The organism is Alphaproteobacteria bacterium (genome assembly GCA_026400645.1).
GTDB lineage: Bacteria > Pseudomonadota > Alphaproteobacteria > Paracaedibacterales > CAIULA01 > JAPLOP01.
In genome coordinates this window covers 108,483-131,413 of sequence record JAPLOP010000009.1, presented here as the reverse complement: position 1 = coordinate 131,413, position 22,931 = coordinate 108,483, and the positions used below count along the sequence as shown (strand labels likewise).

At 44.9% G+C, this 22,931-nt stretch carries 22 protein-coding genes and 1 tRNA gene; 13 read left to right on the top strand and 10 right to left on the bottom strand.

What is annotated here, in order from left to right; genetic code table 11:
• The first annotated feature begins 127 nt into the window (after positions 1–127).
• A complete protein-coding gene (locus NTX76_01630) occupies positions 128–910 on the top strand; it encodes a hypothetical protein (protein ID MCX7337970.1) in 783 nt (260 codons plus the stop codon).
• Here NTX76_01630 and NTX76_01625 read toward each other — a convergent pair.
• Positions 905–1,078: a hypothetical protein gene (locus tag NTX76_01625; protein ID MCX7337969.1), complete on the bottom strand. Its 174-nt coding sequence runs from the start codon at positions 1,076–1,078 to the stop codon at positions 905–907. The genes NTX76_01630 and NTX76_01625 overlap by 6 nt on opposite strands.
• Before the next feature lie 278 nt (positions 1,079–1,356).
• On the opposite strand from NTX76_01625, the gene NTX76_01620 reads away from it, so the two are divergent.
• Entirely contained in the window at positions 1,357–1,746 is a 390-nt protein-coding gene (locus NTX76_01620; protein ID MCX7337968.1) for a hypothetical protein, read from the top strand.
• Between the two features lie 111 nt (positions 1,747–1,857).
• Positions 1,858–1,934, top strand: a tRNA-Arg gene (locus tag NTX76_01615).
• A gap of 87 nt (positions 1,935–2,021) precedes the next feature.
• Here NTX76_01615 and NTX76_01610 read toward each other — a convergent pair.
• On the bottom strand, positions 2,022–2,657 hold the full coding sequence (locus NTX76_01610) for a Bax inhibitor-1/YccA family protein (protein MCX7337967.1): 636 nt from the start codon (positions 2,655–2,657) through the stop codon (positions 2,022–2,024).
• Positions 2,658–2,839: 182 nt separating this feature from the next.
• Positions 2,840–3,883 (bottom strand): hypothetical protein, encoded by a 1,044-nt coding sequence (locus NTX76_01605; protein MCX7337966.1) that lies wholly within the window; start codon positions 3,881–3,883, stop codon positions 2,840–2,842.
• Positions 3,884–4,046: 163 nt separating this feature from the next.
• On the opposite strand from NTX76_01605, the gene rmuC reads away from it, so the two are divergent.
• The 6 genes from rmuC (at position 4,047) to fabI (ending at position 10,076) form a co-directional block, all read left to right on the top strand.
• Positions 4,047–5,438: a DNA recombination protein RmuC gene (gene rmuC / locus NTX76_01600; protein ID MCX7337965.1), complete on the top strand. Its 1,392-nt coding sequence runs from the start codon at positions 4,047–4,049 to the stop codon at positions 5,436–5,438.
• A gap of 30 nt (positions 5,439–5,468) precedes the next feature.
• Positions 5,469–6,701, top strand: coding sequence for a hypothetical protein (locus NTX76_01595; protein ID MCX7337964.1), 1,233 nt, complete (start codon positions 5,469–5,471; stop codon positions 6,699–6,701).
• Between the two features lie 141 nt (positions 6,702–6,842).
• Positions 6,843–7,538 (top strand): ATP-binding cassette domain-containing protein, encoded by a 696-nt coding sequence (locus NTX76_01590; GenBank protein MCX7337963.1) that lies wholly within the window; start codon positions 6,843–6,845, stop codon positions 7,536–7,538.
• A gap of 6 nt (positions 7,539–7,544) precedes the next feature.
• Complete coding sequence (locus NTX76_01585) at positions 7,545–8,279, top strand: ABC transporter permease (GenBank protein MCX7337962.1); 735 nt, start codon at positions 7,545–7,547, stop codon at positions 8,277–8,279.
• 8 nt (positions 8,280–8,287) lie between these two features.
• Positions 8,288–9,181, top strand: coding sequence for an ABC transporter substrate-binding protein (locus tag NTX76_01580; protein MCX7337961.1), 894 nt, complete (start codon positions 8,288–8,290; stop codon positions 9,179–9,181).
• An 88-nt stretch (positions 9,182–9,269) separates the two neighbouring features.
• Positions 9,270–10,076, top strand: coding sequence for an enoyl-ACP reductase FabI (gene fabI / locus NTX76_01575; protein ID MCX7337960.1), 807 nt, complete (start codon positions 9,270–9,272; stop codon positions 10,074–10,076).
• A gap of 62 nt (positions 10,077–10,138) precedes the next feature.
• Here fabI and NTX76_01570 read toward each other — a convergent pair whose 3' ends face one another.
• Both NTX76_01570 and NTX76_01565 read right to left on the bottom strand, forming a co-directional pair.
• Positions 10,139–10,831: a DNA alkylation repair protein gene (locus NTX76_01570; protein ID MCX7337959.1), complete on the bottom strand. Its 693-nt coding sequence runs from the start codon at positions 10,829–10,831 to the stop codon at positions 10,139–10,141.
• Position 10,832: 1 nt separating this feature from the next.
• Positions 10,833–11,429, bottom strand: coding sequence for a methylated-DNA--[protein]-cysteine S-methyltransferase (locus NTX76_01565; protein MCX7337958.1), 597 nt, complete (start codon positions 11,427–11,429; stop codon positions 10,833–10,835).
• Positions 11,430–11,479: 50 nt separating this feature from the next.
• On the opposite strand from NTX76_01565, the gene NTX76_01560 reads away from it, so the two are divergent.
• The gene (locus tag NTX76_01560; protein ID MCX7337957.1) at positions 11,480–12,616 is read left to right on the top strand and encodes a Fic family protein; all 1,137 of its coding nucleotides are present in this window, start codon (positions 11,480–11,482) and stop codon (positions 12,614–12,616) included.
• Positions 12,617–12,619: 3 nt separating this feature from the next.
• Positions 12,620–14,875 carry an ATP-dependent RecD-like DNA helicase gene (locus NTX76_01555; protein MCX7337956.1) on the top strand — a complete coding sequence of 752 codons (2,256 nt, stop codon included), beginning with the start codon at positions 12,620–12,622 and terminating at the stop codon, positions 14,873–14,875.
• 421 nt (positions 14,876–15,296) lie between these two features.
• Here NTX76_01555 and NTX76_01550 read toward each other — a convergent pair whose 3' ends face one another.
• Genes NTX76_01550 through tatC form a run of 5 tightly spaced genes read right to left on the bottom strand, consistent with a single transcriptional unit; the run spans position 15,297 to position 20,020 of the window.
• Entirely contained in the window at positions 15,297–15,578 is a 282-nt protein-coding gene (locus tag NTX76_01550; protein MCX7337955.1) for a F0F1 ATP synthase subunit epsilon, read from the bottom strand.
• Positions 15,579–17,042 carry a F0F1 ATP synthase subunit beta gene (gene atpD / locus NTX76_01545; GenBank protein ID MCX7337954.1) on the bottom strand — a complete coding sequence of 488 codons (1,464 nt, stop codon included), beginning with the start codon at positions 17,040–17,042 and terminating at the stop codon, positions 15,579–15,581. It lies immediately after the preceding gene.
• Positions 17,043–17,064: 22 nt separating this feature from the next.
• Positions 17,065–17,943 carry an ATP synthase F1 subunit gamma gene (gene atpG, locus NTX76_01540; GenBank protein MCX7337953.1) on the bottom strand — a complete coding sequence of 293 codons (879 nt, stop codon included), beginning with the start codon at positions 17,941–17,943 and terminating at the stop codon, positions 17,065–17,067.
• Positions 17,944–17,958: 15 nt separating this feature from the next.
• Positions 17,959–19,257, bottom strand: a complete 1,299-nt coding sequence (serS, locus tag NTX76_01535; protein MCX7337952.1) for a serine--tRNA ligase — start codon at positions 19,255–19,257, stop codon at positions 17,959–17,961.
• Positions 19,250–20,020, bottom strand: coding sequence for a twin-arginine translocase subunit TatC (gene tatC, locus NTX76_01530; GenBank protein MCX7337951.1), 771 nt, complete (start codon positions 20,018–20,020; stop codon positions 19,250–19,252). The genes serS and tatC overlap by 8 nt, the downstream gene beginning before the upstream one ends.
• Positions 20,021–20,113: 93 nt before the next feature.
• On the opposite strand from tatC, the gene NTX76_01525 reads away from it, so the two are divergent.
• Together NTX76_01525 and NTX76_01520 are read left to right on the top strand one after the other, a co-directional pair.
• Positions 20,114–20,992, top strand: a complete 879-nt coding sequence (locus NTX76_01525; protein ID MCX7337950.1) for an RNA polymerase factor sigma-32 — start codon at positions 20,114–20,116, stop codon at positions 20,990–20,992.
• 193 nt (positions 20,993–21,185) lie between these two features.
• Positions 21,186–22,535, top strand: coding sequence for an MFS transporter (locus NTX76_01520; protein ID MCX7337949.1), 1,350 nt, complete (start codon positions 21,186–21,188; stop codon positions 22,533–22,535).
• Positions 22,536–22,931: the final 396 nt, after the last annotated feature.

Below are 22,931 nucleotides of genomic sequence, written 5' to 3'. Positions count from 1 at the left end.
TTCGTTTTAAATTCAGCTGTGTGTTTGCGTCCATTCATAATTTTTTCTCTCCTGTTTTTCGTGTTATTTTATAGGGTAATCTGGGGAGAGATTCACACTTTGAATTTTTTAAAAGTGGTCCGATTTTATGGGTCCATCATACCGCATTGTGTATTTCAGTCGTCAACATAATCCTATCCACCCCAATCAAGAAGAACCAAACCTTCGAAAAGTGGCACGGCATGTATCTCATGCTTTCTCCTTGATTATCGGGGCGGTTGAGGCAAGATTATTGTATGATTCCAGCAAAAATATTTTGTCCGAACACACACCCCTATCCGACCAATGGACGACCGCCCTTTCTGTTGGGGCAAGTTTGGCTTATGGATTTGTTAAGAAATCTATTTACCGCAGCATCATCACAAAAGATCTGACCAGCCTTTATGATTGGTATTATGGTTACAAATCTAATGAATTTGATTTTGATGACAATCACCATTCAACAAATTTGTTTATGAGGGGCCTCAATTATTATGGTGCAATGTTCATGGGGGGATCAGCAAACACTCTTTCAACTTTTAGTCAATTTCCAAGCGCACTTCAAATCCCCAGCATGGCCGTTGATGGAATCGGGGTTGGATTATTTTGGTACTCTATTCTCGATAAATGGCAACCTGTGGGGATTAATAAAATCAAGGAATATGGTTACAAAACAGAATGTTTAAAACCCTATATGGGATCGCCTGATGATGATGTGTCCTTTATGACATATCAGGTGATTGATTATATGACAAAAATGGGAAAATCCATCGAAACCATGCCGGATGAATTGATCCGAACGCACTTTGGGTTGATTCAAACGTATATGGATAAAAAGGAGGAGGCGGCAGAGGCGGCGGAGGTGGCAGTGGCAAACAATACCATTTCATGAACTATCGATTGGTGTTTCCTGGATGGCCACACTCTCTTCGTTCGTTCGCCATGACGGCGTTGGCTCGGACGTGACCATCCCCACCTTCGTTCGTTCGCCATGACGCCCTGCATGAGAAGGGCGAAGTCCGATGGGCCATCCGATTCTACGCGTCAGCCATGACGTCATGGCGAACGAACGAAGAGAGTGTGGCCATCCATGACCTGAGTGATTGAGTGATTGAGTGATTGAGTGATTATTTTTGAAAATGATATCACCCTAGTCCCCTCACACATAAAATGGTGACTTAATGTCACACTGTGCAAAAAACCTTTGATCCCTTGTCCCAGAATTTTAATGATTCCGGGGGGAACTTTGTATACCTTTATTGTAGATCCTCCTCGCATTGTCGGGAATGATTTATAACAATTTTTAGATAAAATGTCTTTTAAGGGAGTTCCTTTGCTATGAAACAAGTTCTATTTACAAGCGCCGTCGCTTTGTTGCTATCAACTGCAGTACAAGCATCCACACCAACAGATACACATGCTGTTCCTGCTACACCAGCCGTTGCAACAGATGCAGCTGCTGCACCTGCAACAGCTGCTAAAGCTGCTGCTCCAAAGGCTGCAAAAAAGGCTAGCAAGCATCATCACCATGCAAAGCACAAAAAAGCTGCAGACGCTGCAACAGAAGCACTTAACAAGCAAGCCGGTCCAGTTGTTCATGGCGTTGCAGCAGTAGCTGTTGTTGCCCCTGTTGCCGAAGCACATGCTGACAGCAAGCTAACAGTTCCTGCTGCTGCAGTAACTGCACCAGCTGTTGATGCAATCGTTGCTGCCGTACAAGTGCAATAACACTGCTTAACACGACAAAGGCCGCAATAATTATGTTGTGGCCTTTTTCTTTGTCAAAAAGTTGTTGAAAACCTCGGCGATTTTCTGTACTAATAGTGAATCGAAAGACAAGCGCCCATAGCTCAATTGGATAGAGCATCAGACTACGAATCTGAAGGCTAGAAGTTCGACTCTTCTTGGGCGCACCAAATTCCCCCCGTTACCTATTCCCGGCATTAAAAAAGCCGCCCAGTTTCCTGAACGGCTTTTGTACGAGTTGCGTTTTTAATGCATCCCTATTTACGATCGCCGAATAATTGCAACAGCATGATAAACAGGTTCACAAAGTCCAGATACAGATTCAATGCTCCGATGATGGCTTTCTTGCCAGCAACGTCGTTACTGTCGGCTGCAAAATAGAGTTCCTTGATTTTCTGCGTATCATAGGCTGTTAACCCCGTGAAAACCAAAACTCCGATGATCGAAATCATCGTCTGCATAGCCGAGCTTCCCAAAAAGATATTCACGATCGATGCAACAAAAATACCCATCAATCCCATCATCAGGAATGACCCAAATGCGGTTAGATCCTTTTTCGTTGTGTATCCATAAAGGCTCATCGCACCAAAGACAGACGCGCTAATAAAAAACAAACGCGCAATGCTTTGGCCTGTATAAACCAAAAAGATAGAGGACAACGACAATCCCATTGCCCCTGAATAAACCCAGAACAGATTCTTTGCTGTTTGCAGCGAAAGCGTTGCGATCCGTGCGCTTAAAAAAAGTACCATCCCGAGCGGGGCCAACATAACCACCCAGCTGAGCGGGGTTCCAAAAATCGCCTGCATAAATTCAGGGGACGAGGCTGCCAAGAATGCAACAAGCCCAGTTAATGCCAGGCCAGTCGCCATATGGCTGTATACACGCACCATGTAATCCTTAAGGCCAACATCGATATCACGTTGATGGGCCCCACCGGCTGCGCGCCAAATCGGTTGATCGTCAAATCGTTCAGACATATTAAATGCTCCTTGTTAAATGTTTGATGTCTAATGTATTTATATCACATTTTTTGGCGAATCACCATAACGCTCCGATTTCTCAAATTGTCTGATTAAAAAAGTGAAGGATTACGTTCCCCCTTATGTGTGACCCAGCATTCCTTCAGCAATTCATGCTCAAGCAACAACTCTCCGCCCGGGGATAAAACCTCAGCAAGTAAGCTAGCCAAGCACTGAGCATAGGATTCGCTTGTGGCCCTTGGTTCTGATTTTGGATACCCAGAAACGTGCACGATAGAGATTCCATTGGAAACAACAACCTGATCACTCTTAGACCCGACAACACTTCCACCATCATTTACAGCAAGATCAATAACGATGGCTCCCTTTGGTAAAACGCTTAGGCTTTCTTCATCAATCAATAAAGGCGCCCTAACTTTAGGTACTCTAGCAGCAGTGATTACAATTGTTTCTTCTATTAAATAATGCCGAATGAATCTGATCTGGCTCAAGGATTTCTCTGGCAAAATGTGATAGATGGCTCCTGATGCTTCTAGTTCTGCCCGATAACGTTCTTGTCTTCCAAATACCTGAACAGGTATGCCGGCTTTTCTGGCTTCAAAAGTTGCACTAAATGCCGCTGGTCCCGTACCAATCACGGTAAGCTTTACGGGATTCTTCCCCCTATAGCGTTTCAATCCATCTTGAAATGCCAATCTTCCTGCAATGCGACTCATTGCGGCCTGAATATTTTTGGGATCATTGATTGATAAGCCCTTAAATAATCCCACCGAAAATGTTGTAATGCCTAATGCTTGCCACGCTGCAACGTGGTCGTTTTCATAAAGTGGGTCCAGAAAACCCATCATGAAAGTATTTTCATGAAATAATTTGTTTTCTAAAAGTTCACGCGCTTTGTCAGGACGCTTAACCCGCAATATCAAAGTATCAGCCGGGAATCCTGTTGCTGATAGAGAAAAAATGTCAGCGCCAGCTTTGATATAGTCAGAATTCGTAAATCCTGCTTTTAATCCGGCGTCCGTTTCAACCAATAGTCGATAGTGTCGAGAGCGCAACAAAGGAATAACGGCCGGCGTTAAGGCGACACGTGCCTCCCCTTCTCGGGTTTCTTTGACAACAAGAATTTGTTTTATCATTTGCTAAAAACTCCTTTTTGGGCATGAAATTGTATTGAGCTTGATTTATTTAATGTTGTGCTGGCTCTATAAATAGGGTACTAAGGCTGTACAGTAAATTAAAAAGTGTTGTGCCTTGTTTCCATTCATTCTTCTTTTGTCATTTTTATTAGTGTCTATTGTAATGACAGCCATCTTTTTTTGGCAAAAACGCACATTGCGGTGTCGGTTAGATAGTATACAGGAAGAACTGCGACAGGAAAACAATCAACGTCAAATCTTGGAAAGCCATATTGATCGCCTTGTTCATGTTGAGAATGCTTTTGAGCAGCTCAAACAATCAAGCCAAATGTTGTCCATAGAAAACGCACAATTAAAAACGACACTGGATCTGGAACGAAAAATCACCCAGGAAAAAAGCAAAACCCTGGAGGAGGTCCAAACCCACATCGCCGAAACATTTAAAAACTTATCCAATAAGGCGCTTTTAGAAAATAATCAGGTTTTTTTAACGGTCGCCAAAGATAGTCTGGAAAAGTTCTTAGAAGGGTCAAAAACAGACCTGGATCAACGCCAAAAAGCCGTTCTGGATTTGGTGAGCCCGGTGCAAAAATCGCTGCATGAGGTTGATCAAAAAATCACCCAACTGGAGAAAGAACGCATCGATGCTTACAGTGATTTGCGTCGACAAATGACAGACTTGCTTTCCACCCAAAAAGAATTAAAGGGCGAAACGGCCAGCTTGGTCAAAGCCCTTAGAAGTCCAACAACCCGCGGGCAATGGGGTGAAATGCAATTAAAGCGTGTTGTTGAGATGGCTGGCATGATCTCTCATTGTGATTTCATCGAACAATCATCATCCGAGGATGGGCGCTTTCGACCCGATATGATTGTGCGCCTTCCAGGATCCAAACAAATTATCGTTGATTCAAAAACACCCCTTGCGGCCTATTTAGAATCAATTGAATCGACAACCGATGCACAAAGGTTGGAGTATCTTGATGCCCATGCAAGGCAAGTACGATCACACATCCGAATTTTAAGCGGGCGTGCCTATTGGGAACAATTTAGTCCCACACCAGAATTTGTTGTCATGTTTTTGCCAGGTGAAGCTTTTTTTAGTGCTGCCCTGGAACGGGATCCAAGCCTGATCGAATATGGCGTCAAGGAACGGGTTATTTTGGCAACGCCGACAACGCTGATTGCGCTTTTAAGGGCTGTGGCTTTTGGGTGGCGACAAGAAAGCCTGGCTGACAATGCAAAGGCAATCAGTGATTTAGGAAGAGAACTTTATAAACGTCTTAGTGATATGAACAGTCATGTTGGCAGGCTTGGTCGGCACATCCATCAAGTTGTCGATTCGTATAATTCAACAGTTGGAACGCTAGAGAGAAGGGTCATGGTTTCCGCCAGAAAACTACAGCTTATGGATTCCAGTTTAGACCCAAAAGGATTGGATCCAATTAATTCACTTGATTCTGTACCGCGATCTGTTCAATCTATATTCACTGTAGAAGATTTCCCAATTGAATCACCTAGGGATGACAAAGGGGAATCGTCTGAATTGGTCATATAACCATAAAAGAAATAACAAATTAGGCAAGACATGAAAAAATCTTCTCTCATTTTTATACTGTTGCTGGGCATTCAGGGTGTAATCGGCGGGGCATTGCCAACACAACCACCGGTACATACTCATTCGGATGGGAGCATACAGGATACGTATTTAACGATTTACAAAGATGCCAGCCTCCTTCGGCAGATCAGATCATTGTCAGCACAAACCGGAGAGCACACCTATCATATCTCTCCCATTGCGCAAACAATTTTTCCAAACACACTAATGATTGGTAGCGCCATTGACAAGCAAAACATTCCGATCAAGGAATATACTCTGATTCCTGAAAATGGATACACGTCCGCGCTCAATTTAACATTGAATAGCTCAGATAATCATACGAATCATTTGCTGCAACTGCTTTATATGTTCAAAGATTTAACGTGGCAGGTTTATTATACGATTGAACTTTCGCCATCGTACAATACAGTCAATATAAACAGCTGGATCATTATCACAAATAATACACATCTAAATTTTAACAAATCCCATGTTCAGCTGGTTGATGGGGCGGCGCCTGTTTTTCTGTTTCAATCGAAGGAAGCAAAGGGGGCTTGTCTGCCCCACTCTCAGTATGCTTATAGCATTAATCAATTGACGAACATTCCCGCACATTCTGTCAAGCAAATCAACTGGGCATCCAGTCATGACATAGAAGTAAGACGATCATATCATTTGGCAGTTGGTGGCGTTTATTTGGAAGAGGTAAAGGGCCGCCCCCATCCAATGGTTGAAACCTGGATATCTTTTGCAAACAATCCAAACAATGGATTAGGATTATGGTTTCCTCCCGGAGAGGCGGTTTTTTACAGCCGTGACGAGAAAGGATTTCTGGAAATGTTGGGGAAAGTTTCTATACCTCATACTCCTGTTGGAAAGGACGTTGAGTTGCTTATTCCATCCCACCAATCAGAAAAAAATTTCTCTCATGATGATAGGGATTCGATGTGCAAGATAATCGAAACGGAACTCGATCAAACAGAATATAAAAAATTAACGGATAAAATGTCCGAAGAAAGCTTTCGGTTAAACCTTAGAAACAGATCAGATCAGCCCATTGCAATCCAAGTGGTTCTGGATACGCCCGAAAAAACAGAGATAACCATCGTTAGGGAAAACACAAGCCACCAACAAACCCAAACCGGTATTCACTGGACCGTACACATTGGTCCCAATGCTGATGTGGATCTGAAATATCGTATTCGTATTATCAAGTTATAATGATGATGTCAGTATGGGCATACCGCTTTTAGATGACTCCCAACATTTGTCATCTCGCGCATTTGTCATCCTCGGGCTTGACCCGAGGATGACAATGGGGTGTTTCCCTGGAAAATCATTTGAAATGGATATGGCATAACCTTGGAAAATAAAAACTATTCATTTCATGTGCCCCGTTTTTTCTATACCGGATGCACAGAGCCCATTCTTGCGGAGCAAACACTACAATTGCCTATCGGTAAATGGACATGCCTTATGGGTGCCAGTGGGTCTGGCAAGACAACATTGTTGCTTTTTTTGGCGAGATTATCTGGCAAGACTGTAAGCTATATGGCCCAAACAGACCTATTATTGCCCTGGCTCACGATTTTGGACAATGTTTCGCTCGGGGCGCTCCTGCGGGGCGAACCCCAAAACCAAGACAAAGCCCTAGAAATGTTAAAAGCCGTGGGCCTTGGGAATTATGCCCAGCAGTATCCACATCAGTTGTCCGTTGGCATGCGACAGAGAGTTGCCCTGGCCCGAACATTGATGGAAGATCGGGATTTAATCTTGATGGACGAACCATTTTCCGCCCTTGACACCAAAACAAAAACAGAGCTGCAAGAATACGCGGTAAAAACGCTTCAAGGTAAAACGATCTTGTTGGTAACGCACGATGTTTCGGATGTTATTCGCTTGGCAGAGGTGATTTATATTTTAAAGGGTACCCCAAGCAAGGCGCATCGAGTCGCCGAAATGGAAAGTTTGTTATCATCAGCACCAACGCCGCGCCCCCTGGAAAATCAAGCTCTTTGGCAAAACGCCACACAATTTTTGCACTCTCTGTACACATAAATCGCCATGCTGAGAAGATTTTTTATTTTGCTGTTTTTTCTGTCCCTTTGGCAGGGGCTTTGTTCCATTGGACGAATTCCGCCCTACATTCTGCCAAATCCGACAGCAGTTTTTTTGTGTCTGTGCCAGAAATTTGACCTGATTGGCTGGCATGCGTTAATCAGTCTGTCGGAAATGCTTATGGGGTTTTCAATCGCCCTGATTGGGGGCATAGGAACGGCCCTTGCTTTGGATCGCTTTCATAAACTTTGCCCTTGGATTTATCCTTTTCTGATTGTTATTCAATCGACACCATCGTTTGTGTTGATGCCAATCTTGTTGATATGGATCGGATTTGGAATTTTGCCAAAAATTATTGTTGTTGCATTGTCGTGTTATTTTCCAATTACAACCTGCCTTTGGGATGGGCTGAAACGAACCCCGCAGGGATGGCTGAATATGGCCGCCAGTATGCAGGGGAGGCACGGAAAGACGTTACGATATATACGGTTGCCGGCGGCCCTGCCGGCCTTATTATCCGGGATCCGCATAGCCTCCATTCATGCACCCCTTACGGTTGTTGCTGCGGAATGGATGGGGGCAAGCTCTGGGCTTGGGTATCTTATTATGGTGTCACATGGACGCCTTCAGATCGATTTATTGTTTGCCTGCATCATTGTGCTGATTTCAATCACATTCACCATCCAAAAAATGGTACTTTTTCTTGAGAGGAAAATTATTTTTTGGCCCATCCAAGGTTAGACCCAGCAATGTTTCGTGCAATCGTTATATTCTTTTTATACTCGACGCTCTCACAGGCTGCGTCCTTAACCACCATCAAGGTGTCTCTCGATTGGTTTTTAAACCCCCATCATGCCCCCCTAATCATTGGAATCGAAAAAGGATTCTTCAGGGAAAATGGACTTGATGTTCAGCTCATTCCAGTATCTGGATCACTAGAGGGATGCATACAAGCGGCCGCGGGGCACATAGATTTTGCCATCACGAACCAGCCTCAGTGGCTTATCCAAAAAAGCAGAGGATTGGACCTTAGATTCGTTTTTTGCTTGGTCCCCGAACCCCTGGAGGTGCTCATTAGTCGTTTTCCCATTGACCAGTTAAAAGGAAAGTATATTGGTCACGCAAGCAGTGGCTGTGGTTTTTCGTGTGCCGTACTGAAGGAGGTTCTGGGAAATCAAAAGATCAAACTGGATGAAATTGAATTAATTTATACACGACAGGCCCTGGTGATGGCATTTTTATCGGGCCAGGTTGATGCTATCACTAATGCGTTTCGTTCTTATGAATTAGAAGATATCAAAAATCACGATAATGCTATTCATGTCTATCCGATCGAGGAGCTGGGAATTCCCTCTTTTGCGTCCATGATTCTGGTCAGTGGCCCCCATGTGTCGGGGGCATCCATCGAACGGTTCCAAAAAGCCCTTAAAAAAAGTTGCCACTATATCCAAAGTAATTCAGAGGACAGCTGGACATGTTTCAAGAATTATCGTCCCGAATTGGATACGCCAGCCAACCAAAAAATTTGGCCCCTGGTGGCTGTCTTGTTTAAAAATGCTGGCCTTGGGGTTTCCTTGGGACAAGAAGAAACCCTTGAGAAATTTCTAAAAAAACATGAATTGCTGTCGCCTGGCCGTTTTTAAAGGGATCGACAAGGGATTAATACTTGAATCAAACTGCAGCATCGGTCATTATTTAACAATAAATTATATAAAATTTTTTTGAGGATTTATGGAAAATTTGCTGATGCAAGGAAAACGCGGCGTCATCATGGGCGTTGCCAACGATCTTTCTTTGGCCTGGGGAATAAGCAAGGCCTTGGCAAGTCAGGGTGCTGAATTGGCCTTTACGTATCAATCAGATGCGCTACTTAAGCGGATTACGCCACTTGCTGAATCTTTGGGATCAGACACTGTGTTGCAATGCGATGTGACCCAAGAAGGTCAGGTTGCACAAACTTTTTCTGAGATAGGAAAAAAATGGGGCACAATCGACTTTGTTGTGCATTCGCTTGCTTTTGCTGACAAAGAAGAGCTCAAAGGACGATACGCCGATACGTCCCGTTCTAATTTCCTGAATTCACTTGATATTTCATGCTATTCCTTTACAGAAGTATGCCGGGAAGCATCAAAGCTTATGCCAGATGGCGGTTCATTTGTAACGTTAACATATTATGGTGCAGAACGTGTTATGCCGCATTATAACGTTATGGGTGTTGCAAAAGCCGCGCTGGAAGCCAGTGTCCGTTATCTGGCAGTTGATTTGGGTGGACAAAACATCCGCGTTAATGCGCTGTCTGCTGGCCCTGTTAAAACATTGGCAGCCTCTGGTATTGGGGATTTCCGATATATTCTTAAATGGAATCAGCATAATTCTCCGCTTAAAAGAAATACGACCCTTGAAGATGTCGGCGGAGCTGGATTGTATTTGCTGAGCAATCTTTCAAGTGGCGTTACCGGTGAAACTCACCACGTTGATTCTGGATATCACGTTGTCGGAATGAAGGCCGTCGACGCGCCTGATATTTCTATAGTTTAAGATAATCCGCCCTGTGTCCATCAGATTAATCAATGGACACAGGATTTATAAAATAATATACCTCAACAACCTAAGTAAAATTTCCGCTGATCTTGTGGAAGTCTTTCAATTGCATACCGCAGCATTGTCCGTGGCATAACCCCTGAATGATACCTTAGAAATCCTACAAGCTCACCCTCGTCTTTTTTGCCGGCTTCCCGCAGCATCCAACCAACAGCCTTATGAATCAAGTCGTGATTGTCATTCAACAAAAGCCTGGCAATCTGAAAAGTCCACACTAAGTCCTCCTTTTTGATGAAGGCCCATGTTGATACAATTGATACGCGCCGCTCCCAAAGGTTGTTTGACTCTGAAAGGCTGAGCAGTATATTCCTGTCCTTGTCCCATAAGTGGGCCCCAACAATCAAATGTGCTGACGTATCCACAAGATTCCAATTATTGATGTGGTGTAAATTATTTATATAAAATTGATATAGATCCACCCTGCCCTGCTCAGTGGATTTTTGATATTGATCCACTAAAATTAAAAGAGCAAGAAATCGTTCTTCGTTGATTTTGGATGACAAAAGGTCTTTTATGCACGCCAAGGGCAGGTCAGAAAACCGTTTAGAAATCTTCCGTAAATTAGGAACAGTAACACCCATAAATTGGTCATGCTCAGCATAATCGCCGGGGCCCGTTTTGAAAAAAGCTGAAGCCCGTTCTTGCGGAATACTGATGCTGCTGTGTAAAGCGAATCGAATTTCCTTAATCATATTATGATCCATGCTGTTTCTCGTGATTGATTAGCCATTTTTTGCGGGCAATGCCACCCCCATAACCACCAAGATCGCCATTGCTGTTAATGATACGATGGCAGGGAATCACAATCGCTATGGGATTGGCGCCATTGGCATTTGCAACTGCCCTGGTGGCTGTTGGCTTTCCGATGGATGTAGCTTGGTCGCGGTAACTTCGGGTCTGACCGTATGGAACACGCATCAACCCTGACCATGCAAGCTTTTGAAAGGGGGTACCAATCGGGCGGAGGGGCGTTTTAAATTCCTGAAGCGATCCGCCAAAATAGGATGAAAGCTCATCCCCGATAGACAGGATTGGATCAGCACTGCCAGTGATAATCATGGCTTCTGTTTTAAGGCAAAGATTTTTTATAGTGTGTTCCAAGCCATGCCAATCAACAAATTCTAAAAGGTAAAGGCCATTTTTGTCTGCAATTACAACCATGGGCCCCAAAGGCGTCTCAATCAAGGACTGATAAAATTCATTTTTTATTGATTCTGCTGGCATTATTTTATCCAATACATCCAACATGAATTTCCGTATAACCATTGATATTGAAATTCTCCTCCTCATCCTCTATGCTCATTTCAACATAAGTCCTTAAAATGAAAATTGGTTGTCCCATGCGTGAAAGTTCAGTGCGTGAAACAGGTCTTTACCAAACTCTGGGGGAATTGCGCTATTTTATACCACATTCCCTACCCCCAAAGAATCCACCCTTGGAAATTAATGCCGAAATGATGTCCCTTTATGGGGAAGCCAGTTATGCGCTGGGGCAGCTCAATGAAACAAGTCAAAGACTACCAGATCCGAAACGGTTCATCAAAGCCTATGTCATTAAAGAAGCTTTATTGTCTTCGTCCATCGAAGGAATCCACACGACCCTGATTGATGTATTTACCCACACCCTGGGAGATTCCAGACCCAGCAAAGAGACCCAACTTGTCCTGAATTATACGCAAGCTTTGGATGCAGCTTTGACGATGATACAAGATCAGGGACTGCCCCTTGTTAATAGGGTTATTCTTAAAAGTCATGAAGCACTTATGTCAACAGGAGATGGAGACAAATCAACCCCTGGTCATTTTCGAAAACAGTCGGTGCGTGTTGGTGACCTTATTCCGCCACCCGCCCAAGAGATACCAAATCTAATGAGTGGCTTAGAACGCTACATTAACGAATCCTCTAATTTGCCACCCCTAATCAAGGCTGGCCTTGCCCACGTTCATTTCGAAATGATTCATCCATTCCTGGATGGTAACGGACGTATTGGTAGATTGCTCATTGTATTAATGCTGATCAATGGCGGCCTTTTAAAATTACCCATTCTTTATCCTTCCTATTATTTCAAAAAACATCATCTTGACTATTATCAGCGACTTGATCGCGTCCGAACGCATGGTGATTTTGAAGGATGGGTCACTTATTACCTTGAGGCCATAAGGGATAGCGCTATCGATGCACATATACGGGCAAGGGAAATAGAGACCTTGGAAATAAGGCTGCAAGATTTAATACAAACAGAAATAAGCTTTGCAAGAATGAAAGATACCGCATCTAGCGCCCTTGGGTTTCTGTTTGGTCAGCCCGTTACGGGCATTGCAGAAATGAGCCAAAAGCTCGGCAAGGCTTATAATACGATACAGAATGTGCTGAAAGAATTTGTGAACCACAACATCGTTTCACAAAATATCATTCATAAACGAAATAAACTCTATCGTTTCGAGCCTTATCTTGCCCTCCTTGAAAAGGAGTATTGATCGGTGCCCCAATCAATTCTCCCCGCCCCCACCTTGGAATCCATCGCTGGCACAGTGGAACGCATCACATTCCATAGCGAGGAAAGCGGATTTTGTGTGTTGAAAATAGCTCTCGATAAAACCGAGGACGAGAAAACTAAAACCAAGGGCAAAAATAGCAAAGCCAAAAAGGATTCAACCCTAACTACCGTTATCGGACATCTGCCCACCATCCGGGCTGGGGAATCCATCGAAGCCACAGGCACCTGGATTCATAATCCCCAATATGGACAACAGTTCAAAGCGACATCCATCAAGACCGTCATTCCATCCCTGACAGAGGCTACACTTGAGGGGATCGAGAAATACCTTGGATCCGGTATGATCAAGGGGGTTGGGCCCGTTGTGGCCAAGAAACTAGCGAAAGCCTTTGGCAGTGATGTCCTGCGTATTATCGAGGAGGAGCCCAATCGTTTACGAACGGTTCCCGGCCTTGGAGAATCGCGTATTAAAATGATTATTCAGGGATGGGCTGAACAAAAATCGATCCGGGATATTATGATCTTTCTTGTGGGGTATGGGATCAGCACAGGCAGGGCGGTTCGAATCTATAAAACATATGGCGACGATGCGATCAAAATTATCACCAACAATCCCTATCAATTGGCCAGAGACATTCGGGGAATTGGGTTCACCAGCGCTGATGCGATTGCAGAAAAAGTTGGGATCAGCAAAACATCTATGATTCGGGCTCGGGCGGGCATATCCCATGCGCTGACAACAGCGATGGAGCACGATGGGCATTGCGGCCTTCCCAAAGGTGATTTAATTGTCTTGTGTCAAAAATTGTTGGAAATCCCGCTGGATCTAATCGCGGAGGCGCTTGACCTTGAGATTAAGCAAAAGTCAGTCGTCTTGGAAGAAAGCGGTGATACATCCTATGTATTCCTGAAACGTCTTGCGTTGGCTGAGATTACAATTGCCAACCGAATCCATGAATTGCAACAGGGCCCCCTACCCTGGCCCGTGATTAACTCTGACCTGGCTATTGGATGGGTGGAAAAAAATCTTGCCATAGAGCTTTCCAACAGTCAAAAACAGGCAATCACCACAGCCCTGTCATCCAAAGTGATGATCATCACTGGGGGGCCGGGTGTTGGGAAAACAACGTTGGTGAATGCAATAATAAAAATTCTGAATGCTAAAAAACTGGATATTATGCTGGCCGCCCCAACCGGAAGGGCCGCCAAACGATTGACGGAAAGCACAGGGGTCGAGGCCAAGACGATTCACAGGATGCTACAGATGAATCCAGTGACAGGTCAATTCCTAAAGGATGATGATTCCCCCCTGAACTGCGATCTGTTGATCGTGGATGAAATGTCGATGGTGGATGTTCCGTTGATGCAGGCACTGATGCGGGGGCTGCCCTCCTCCTCTGCATTATTTCTGATTGGGGATGTGGATCAGCTGCCATCCGTAGGCCCGGGGCAAGTGCTGGCCGATTTGATTGATTCTGGGGTTATCCCCGTGATCAAGTTGACAGAGATATTTCGGCAAGCGGCAACCAGCACGATCATCACAACAGCGCACGCGATTAACCAGGGATACATGCCGGATTTGACTTATTCCCCGGATGAAAAATCAGACTTTTATTTTATTGAAACTGAAACACCCGAAGATGCCCTGGGGGCCATCCTGAAACTTGTGACAACGCGGATCCCGCAGAAATTTGGATTATCCCCCCTGTCGGATATTCAGGTATTGTCGCCCATGACCCGGGGCATTATTGGTACACACACCCTGAACAAGGAATTGCAGCAGGCGCTGAACCCAAACCCCGGTCAATCGATTGAAAGGTTTGGTACAACGTTTGGTGTGGGCGACAAGGTTATGCAGATCGTCAATAACTATGACAAAGAAGTTTACAATGGCGACATCGGATTTATCCGGCAAATTAATAGGGACACATCCGAAGTTGGGATTGCTTTTGATACAAGGGATGTTTCCTATTCGGCCCAGGAGCTGGAGGAGATTGTTCTAGCCTATGCCACGACCATCCACAAGTCCCAGGGGTCTGAATATCCTGCTGTGATTATTCCCCTGATGACGCAGCATTATATTATGTTGCAAAAAAAGCTGGTCTATACGGCCATAACACGGGGGAAAAAGTTGGTCGTCGTTGTTGGACAAAGAAAGGCGCTGAGCATGGCGATCCAAAAACGGGAACATGTGAAGCGGTGGGGGTTGTTACGAGAGAGAGTTTCGAAAGCCCCCTAAACGATGATGGGGTTCGTTATCAAAACAAGATCCCACCGTAGTTTTCCTCCGGCTTGACTGGGGAAACCTATAGGTTGCCCCAGTTGATAAAGATCAATTTCTTTCTCTGGACCCTATGGTCAAGCCATAGGGAGACTTCCTTTTGTTAGGGTTTTATTGACTTGTTACATCGAACTCGGGATAAACGATGATGGGGTTCGTTATCAATTTGTTAACTATTTTGATTTATGCTGAGTTTATAGGGTCAATTTTTAACAAAGATAATTGTCATGTTTTTACCAGCACTATCTGCCATCCTTCTTATTTTTATGGTTATCCAGCTGAATGCTCATGCATCCAAGCCGATGGACAGCGATAAAGGCCATTAAGCGATGGAAGGTTTCGGTTCTGTCGCAAATTTTTTTAGCGAACGAATCGATGGTTACCTTTGGACATCGTCACTGGCGGTAGAACCATCAACGGTCAAAATTGAACAAAGATCATTCGCCATACTGAGGTAGCCCCCATCGATGGCGAATGATTGATCCGGGGTGCCATTTGGCATCTTGAGGATAATCTGCCCCTGCCGAAGCATCGTTATGATGGGCATATGATTGGCCAAAAGTCCCAAATCACCATCGGACCCGGGTGCTATAATCATTTGAACGTCCCCCTTGAACACCTGTTCGGATGGGGATCGTATTTCAACACAAAATAAAGTCATTTAAGCTGCCTTTTTCATTGCGTCAGCTTTTCGTAAGACTTCCTCGATCGTTCCAACCATATAAAATGCGGATTCGGGGATATGATCATAATCGCCATTCACGATGCCTTTGAATCCGCGAATCGTGTCCTCTAGTTTAACAAAAACGCCAGGGGTTCCCGTGAAAACTTCAGCCACAAAAAATGGTTGCGAAAAGAATCGTTGAATTTTCCGGGCCCGCGCAACGATTAATTTGTCTTCTTCGGATAATTCATCCATACCCAAAATGGCAATAATATCTTGCAGGGATTTATAGCTTTGCAAAATTTTCTGAACGCTTCGCGCGACTCTGTAATGTTCTTCGCCGACAATATCCGCTTCTAGAATACGTGACGTGGAATCCAGGGGATCTACTGCTGGATAAATACCAAGCTCTGCTATTTGCCGGCTAAGCACGGTCGTTGCATCCAAATGCGCGAACGATGCCGCTGGTGCTGGATCCGTAATATCATCTGCTGGTACATAAATGGCCTGAACGCTGGTGATCGACCCTTTGAGGGTTGTCGTGATGCGTTCCTGCAGTTGTCCCATTTCCGTAGCCAACGTTGGCTGGTATCCAACTGCTGACGGAATCCGCCCCAGCAATGCCGATACCTCGGCCCCGGCTTGCGTAAACCGGAAAATATTATCGATAAAGAACAGCACATCCATCCCGGCCACATCCCGAAAATATTCGGCCACCGTCAAACCAGTCAGGGCAACACGGGCACGGGCCCCAGGGGGTTCGTTCATTTGTCCATAAACAAGGGCGGCTTTTGATCCGTCCCCGTCCAGCTTATTAACCCCGGATTCAGCCATTTCTTTGTACAGGTCGTTACCTTCGCGGGTGCGTTCCCCAACGCCAGCAAAAACGGAATACCCACCATGTTCCTTGGCGATATTGTTAATAAGTTCCATGATCAAAACGGTCTTGCCAACGCCGGCCCCACCAAAAAGGCCGATCTTGCCCCCGCGCGGATACGGTGTTAATAAATCAACAATTTTAATGCCGGTACTTAATGGTTCAGTGACCGGGGATTGTTCAATAAATTCAGGGGGCGATCGGTGAATGGACATGTAGGTATCAGTTATAATGGGACCACGTTCGTCGACGGGTTCCCCAACGACATTCATCACGCGCCCAAGTGTACCGGGCCCAACCGGCACCGTAATTGGCCGACCTGTGTCATATACATGCACACCGCGCGACAACCCATTTGTGGAATCCATGGCGATCGTACGGACGATATTTTCACCCAGATGTTGTGCAACCTCTAGGACCAATGGTGATACCCCTTCGTCCTTGGATGGAATCATCAATGCATTCAAAATCGAGGGAATGTTTTTTTCAAAATAAACATCAACAATGGCCCCAATAACCTGGGAAACAATACCATATTCCGAGGGGTCGTTTATTTTGTTTTTCTGGGATAGCTCTGTTGTCATAACGTCTCCTATATGTTCTTGCTTATGATGTCTCTGCGCCCGATATGATTTCCATCAATTCGTTCGTGATGCGGGCTTGTCGCGTTCGATTATAAAACAGCCTAAGTTTTTGGGCCATCTTATCTGCATTTCTTGTGGCACTGTCCATGGCTGTCATGCGCGCCGCTTGTTCGCAGGCGGCGTTCTCTAGTAGGGCTTGGTAAATTTGCGTTGTTAGATTATGAATCAGAACGCTTTGTATCAAATCGGATGTTTTTGGTTCCAGGATGATATAATCGGAATTTTGTGGATGATTTTCCCTGTCTGAGGACACAAACGGAACCAAAGGAACCTCCGTAACCTTTTGAACCATCGTGTTGACCAGCTGCGCCCCAATGATCGATGCTGACCCTATGGCGCCCTGATCCAGCAAATCAATCAATTTTTCTGCCAATCTTTTCGCTAAACACAGGGTGAAATCCCCCTTGGTTACGGGGCTATCGTCAAACAGATTCATCATTAACGGGGCATAGTCGCGCTTTAGAATCGTAAAGACCTTGTGACCAATAAAGGAAAGACAAAAAGGTTTGTCATCATCAACAAGATCCTGGGCGGTTTTTCGAACCTTTTTTGCAATCGATGAATTGTATCCACCGCACAATCCCCTGTCGGAGCTAATGATCAAAATCAGGTGCTTGCCCTTTCCGCCAACATGCAATACGGATTGGATTTCTGTGTCAATTTCCTGGGAAAGCAGATCATCAACCATTTGGACCGACTTTGCCGCATATGGGCGAATCATGTTTACGCGGACATAATTTTTCCGGAATTTTACCGCCGCCACCATTTTCATGGCAGAGGTCACCTTTTGTGTTGTGTGGACAACCTTAATTTGATCCCGAAGCGCTTTTAAGCTTTTCATGTTATGCCCTTATTTTTAATTCTGGCGTCTTTCCAATTTCTTAACCCCGCCCATGTACGGCACCAAAACATCCGGAATCGCAATCGATCCATCGGATTCCTGGTAATTTTCCATAATCGCGACAAGGGCGCGCCCCACAGCAACGCCGGATCCATTAAGCGTGTGAACAAACTGTGGCTTGTTGTCACCCCCCCCTGGACGGTACCGCGCATTCATTCGACGTGCCTGAAACGTATGACACCGTGAACAACTGGAAATCTCGCGGTACGCATTTTGTCCCGGCAACCAAACGTCCAAATCATATGTTTTCTCTGCGCAAAATCCAATGTCCCCCGTGCACAGGGCAACAACCCGGTATGGCAACCCTAAACGCTGTAATACTGTTTCGGCCGCGGTTGTCATGCGTTCATGTTCAGCCACGGATTGTTCTGGTGTTGTGATACTGACCATTTCAACCTTGCCGAACTGATGTTGGCGAATCATCCCACGCGTGTCACGCCCGGCGGCGCCGGCTTCCGCCCTAAAACACGGGGTATAGGCCGTATATCGCAGGGGCAATTCAGCCTCCGACAAAATCTCACCAGCGACTAAATTGGTCAAGGCAACCTCTGATGTTGGGATCAGCCAATGCCCAGATGCGCTTTCCCCAATCATGGTCTGGAACAGATCATCCTGAAACTTGGGCAGCTGCCCGGTTCCAAATAGGGCAGCATCCTTAACCAACAGAGGCACGTAAACTTCCTGATAGCCAAATTCAGTTGTGTGAATGTCCAACATAAACGTCGCAAGCGCCCGTTCCAATCGCGCAAGACCATCGTACAGCACAACAAAACGCGCGCCCGACAATTTGGCCGCCCGTTCAAAATCCATCAACCCTAGGGATTCGCCCAATTCATCGTGGTTCAGGGGCGTAAACGCAAATTGACGCGGGGTCCCAATACGGCGAATTTCAATATTGTCATCCTCTGACTTTCCATCAGGGCAATCAAGGGCGGGCGTATTGGGCAATTCGGACAGAATCGTGTGTAATTCCCCTTCTAGCGATTGGACAAGACCCTCCAGTTCGGAAATTTTTTCTTTTATTTCCTCGCTCTGTTCAGTTAGGGCGGATACATCCCCCCCTTCCCGCTTTGTCTTTCCAAAATCCTTGGCCAGCTGATTGCGACAGGCTTGCAAGGTTTGAAGCCCTGTCAAAAAGGTGCGATGTTGTTCATCAAGCTCAAGGATAGACGCCGATAAAGGCTGCTGGCCACGTCGCACCAAGCCCGCATCAAACAAGTCAGGAGAGTTCCGGATAAATCGCAAGTCAAACATCGTTCATTGTCTTTCGTAATCGATAATTTTCTAAAGCCCTGATCATTATAATGGACAAACCGTAAAGAATAATCAATGGCAACGCTAACCCCAACATACTTAAAATATCAGGTGGTGTAATAAAGGCTGCAATGACAAAGATCACAACGACTGCAATTCGCCACCGTTGGATCAGGCTTTGATGACTAACGACGCCAATGCTGGCCATCAAGGTTAGGATAACGGGCAGCTCAAAACAAATTCCAAATGCAAAAATCAACCGCATGACAAACGACAGGTATTCATTGACTTTGGCCTCTAATTCAATGGGTAGACTTCCATTGATGCCGGGTGATTCAAAGCTCAGGAAAAATTGATACGCTGTTGGAAAAATCACAAAATACGCAAATGCTGCTCCCAAGAAAAACAAAAGCGGGGTGGCCGCCAAAAGGCTAACGAATATTTTTTTTTCATTTTGATAAAGACCAGGCGCCACAAACAACCAAACTTGCGTGGCAATCACCGGAAAGGAAACAAATGCCGCAGAGAAAGCCGCCACCTTGATATAGGTCAAAAAAGCCTCCGTCAGGCCTGTGTAAATCAGGCGCCGGCTACCCCCCTTTGATTGGAGGATGTTTGCCAAAGGGTGAACCAAGAACTGAAAAATCGCCTCAGAAAAATAATAACATACCGCAAACATCAAAAAAAACCCACACAGGGCATAGATAAGCCTTTGCCTAAGCTCGATCAGGTGATCCATCAGCGGTTGCGGTTCATCGTTCATAACATTTTTTTCGTTTTTATGGATCATGTTAACGGTAAATTAAGAAACAATGGGTATCATTTAAGTATAGGACCTCAATTTTATAGTAAAATTATGGATTTTTTAAATGCAAATTCTCATCGCAGTGATTTAAATTATGTTCGTACTTTTATGAATATGCCCTTTCTTGAGAGAGAGAAAGAGCAAGAGCTTGCCTATGCGTGGAAAGAGGACAGAGATGAAAAAGCACGTCATGAATTGATCTGTTCCTATATGCGGTTGGTTATTAGCACGGCCATTCGGTATCGACATTATGGTCTACCATTAAGCGATTTAATCCAAGAAGGCAACATGGGATTAATGCATGCCGCCGAAAGGTTCGAGCCGGTTCGCGAAGTTCGATTTTCAACCTATGCCAAATGGTGGATACGCGCCAGCATTCAGGAATTTATTCTGCGCAATTGGTCAATTGTCAGGGCGGGCACCACAAGCGCCCACAAGGCCCTTTTTTTTAATCTGAACCGCCTGCGTGCACAATTATCCCAAACAACAGCGGATCCAATGAATCACGATGAACGGTGTGAAATTGCCGATCTGTTGCAAGTCTCCATCCAGGATGTGGAAATTATGGGAAATCGTCTATCCGGGCATGATTTATCCCTCAGCAATCCGATAAGTGAATTTGGGGATGATGATTGGCAGGCCCAAATTTCCGATACGCGACCAACCCCAGAGGAAGCCAGCATGGAGGAGGATGATACCCAATCCCGTCGGTCATGGATTACGGGTGCAATGCAGTGCTTGGATGATCGCGAGACATATATCATTTCAAAACGACGATTGATAGATCCCCCAAAAACACTGGAAAGTATTGGAAAAAAACTATCCATCACAAAAGAAAGGGCCCGCCAAATCGAAGCAAAAGCGTTGCGCAAGATGAAGTATTATTTATTGGAAAGCATCCATGATGTGAAATATATCATCAAGCGATAAAAAAACAGTGGCTTTTCACTTTTATAGGTAGTATAGTTCCCGCGAAACTAACTCCCCTCTAGGAGAGTACCATGCGTTTTATAAAAAACAGCTTTTGCTGTGTTGCGTTTAATGTGAATGAGTTTTTAAAAACCCCCTTGTTTTCACCCACAATGTCATCGATCATCCCGGCGTCCAAGTCAGAGAGGGTATCATGAATAAGCTGACCCGCGAACAAAAGGAGGCAATTGGCCTTTTGCAAATCGGGACATTCCTTGAATATTTCGATTTTATGTTATATGTGCACATGGCTGTGTTGCTGAATGAGCTCTTTTTTCCACCAACCGATCCTCATACGGCTTCCTTACTAACCGCCCTTGCGTTTTGTTCCACGTGGGTGTTTCGTCCATTTGGGGCCTTAATTTTTGGATACATTGGTGATAATATTGGTCGAAAAACAACGGTTATTATTACAACCGTGATGATGGCCATATCCTGCATTGTCATGGCCAACTTGCCCACTTACGCACAAATAGGGATCGGCGCGGCATGGATTGTTACAATTTGCCGCATTGTGCAGGGGTTTTCGTCCATGGGAGAGATTATAGGGGCGCGAATCTATGTTGCCGAGATCACAAAACCACCCGTTGCCTACCCTGCAGTTTCTTCTATAGGAGTCGCTGCGGCCTTTGGATCAATGGCTTCCGTTGGTGTTGCAGCGCTAACAACGTCCTATGGGTTTAATTGGCGAATGGCCTTTTGGATTGGAGCGTGCATTGCTGTTGTTGGATCTGTGGCCAGAACACGCCTACGAGAAACTCCCGAATTCGTAAATATGAAACTTAAATTAAATCTACTAATCGAAAAATATGAAAAAACAAATTCCGGAAAAGCGGAAAAATTATCGCTAGATGTTCATAAATTCCATAAAGAAAAAATCGCACGACCAACGATCTTTAGTTACTTCCTTCTTCAGTGTGGTTGGCCAATTTCGTTTTATCTGGCATATATGTACTGCAACCCTTTTCTAAAAAGCGTTTGTCATTATTCATCAAGCGATATCATCTTTCATAATTTCATGCTAACCATCGTACAGACTCTGCAGGCCTTTATATGGTGCGTCGTCAGCTATTATATTCACCCTTTAAAAATTATACGCGCAAAAGGTTTGGTTTTTTTGGGGCTGGCCTTTCTTTTACCTGTTTGTTTGTTTTATCAAGTAAGCGCATTATCGGTGTTTTTGGTACAAGCTCTTATTATGTTATTTAATATCGGCGAAGGTCCCGCTCAATATATTATATTGAAGCAACTGCCTGTTTACAAACGCTTTACCGCTAGTGGGTTTATCTATGCATTAGGGAGGGCTGTGACTTATATTATCACGTCATTCGGGTTTGTTTACTTGACGAAATGGTTCAATGCCTGGGGAACCCTTGTTATTACATTGCCATTTTGTCTAGGTTTTTTCTGGAGTGTGCGTCACTTTGAAAAACTAGAAAACCTTAGGCCCAATGAACACCTTCTAAGGCCAACAAACCATGCCGAACACAGTCACGCAGCTTGAGATATACCCCCATTTCCGATGATTTTCCACGGAACAACCCTCCCGTCCTCCCGTGGCTTGACCACGGGGTCCATATGTGTGGATCCCGCGATCAAGTCGCGGGAGGACGTGTGGGGGAAATCGTTGAAAATGAGTGTATACCTCTCCCAATCATAAAGCATAACTCAATGCTTCCTGGATGGCCACGCTTCACTCCGTTCGCTCGCCATGACGTCATAGCGAGAAGGACGAAGTCCGACGCGGCTATCCAGAAATTGAACGATCGATTCATGGTTTATGAAAATGGCACAAGGAAAATCCATTGCCACAACCCCGCATTCGCAACACTTAGCCACAATAATTTCTATCTAAATATCTTGTCCCATGATAAATTATTCGTGAATTTACACTACTAGG

Coding starts and splice junctions, on each gene's coding strand:
- NTX76_01570 (MCX7337959.1), bottom strand. CDS start 10,831: ATGATTAAGGAAATTCGATTCGCTTTACACAGCAGCATCAGTATTCCG.
- NTX76_01620 (MCX7337968.1), top strand. CDS start 1,357: ATGAAACAAGTTCTATTTACAAGCGCCGTCGCTTTGTTGCTATCAACT.
- NTX76_01595 (MCX7337964.1), top strand. CDS start 5,469: ATGAAAAAATCTTCTCTCATTTTTATACTGTTGCTGGGCATTCAGGGT.
- rmuC (MCX7337965.1), top strand. CDS start 4,047: ATGACAGCCATCTTTTTTTGGCAAAAACGCACATTGCGGTGTCGGTTA.
- NTX76_01565 (MCX7337958.1), bottom strand. CDS start 11,429: ATGAGGAGGAGAATTTCAATATCAATGGTTATACGGAAATTCATGTTG.
- serS (MCX7337952.1), bottom strand. CDS start 19,257: ATGTTTGACTTGCGATTTATCCGGAACTCTCCTGACTTGTTTGATGCG.
- NTX76_01550 (MCX7337955.1), bottom strand. CDS start 15,578: ATGACTTTATTTTGTGTTGAAATACGATCCCCATCCGAACAGGTGTTC.
- NTX76_01605 (MCX7337966.1), bottom strand. CDS start 3,883: ATGATAAAACAAATTCTTGTTGTCAAAGAAACCCGAGAAGGGGAGGCA.
- NTX76_01585 (MCX7337962.1), top strand. CDS start 7,545: ATGCTGAGAAGATTTTTTATTTTGCTGTTTTTTCTGTCCCTTTGGCAG.
- NTX76_01520 (MCX7337949.1), top strand. CDS start 21,186: ATGAATAAGCTGACCCGCGAACAAAAGGAGGCAATTGGCCTTTTGCAA.
- NTX76_01560 (MCX7337957.1), top strand. CDS start 11,480: ATGCGTGAAAGTTCAGTGCGTGAAACAGGTCTTTACCAAACTCTGGGG.
- NTX76_01625 (MCX7337969.1), bottom strand. CDS start 1,078: ATGACGTCATGGCTGACGCGTAGAATCGGATGGCCCATCGGACTTCGC.
- NTX76_01525 (MCX7337950.1), top strand. CDS start 20,114: ATGGATTTTTTAAATGCAAATTCTCATCGCAGTGATTTAAATTATGTT.
- atpG (MCX7337953.1), bottom strand. CDS start 17,943: ATGAAAAGCTTAAAAGCGCTTCGGGATCAAATTAAGGTTGTCCACACA.
- atpD (MCX7337954.1), bottom strand. CDS start 17,042: ATGACAACAGAGCTATCCCAGAAAAACAAAATAAACGACCCCTCGGAA.
- tatC (MCX7337951.1), bottom strand. CDS start 20,020: ATGAACGATGAACCGCAACCGCTGATGGATCACCTGATCGAGCTTAGG.
- fabI (MCX7337960.1), top strand. CDS start 9,270: ATGGAAAATTTGCTGATGCAAGGAAAACGCGGCGTCATCATGGGCGTT.
- NTX76_01610 (MCX7337967.1), bottom strand. CDS start 2,657: ATGGTGCGTGTATACAGCCATATGGCGACTGGCCTGGCATTAACTGGG.
- NTX76_01630 (MCX7337970.1), top strand. CDS start 128: ATGGGTCCATCATACCGCATTGTGTATTTCAGTCGTCAACATAATCCT.
- NTX76_01580 (MCX7337961.1), top strand. CDS start 8,288: ATGTTTCGTGCAATCGTTATATTCTTTTTATACTCGACGCTCTCACAG.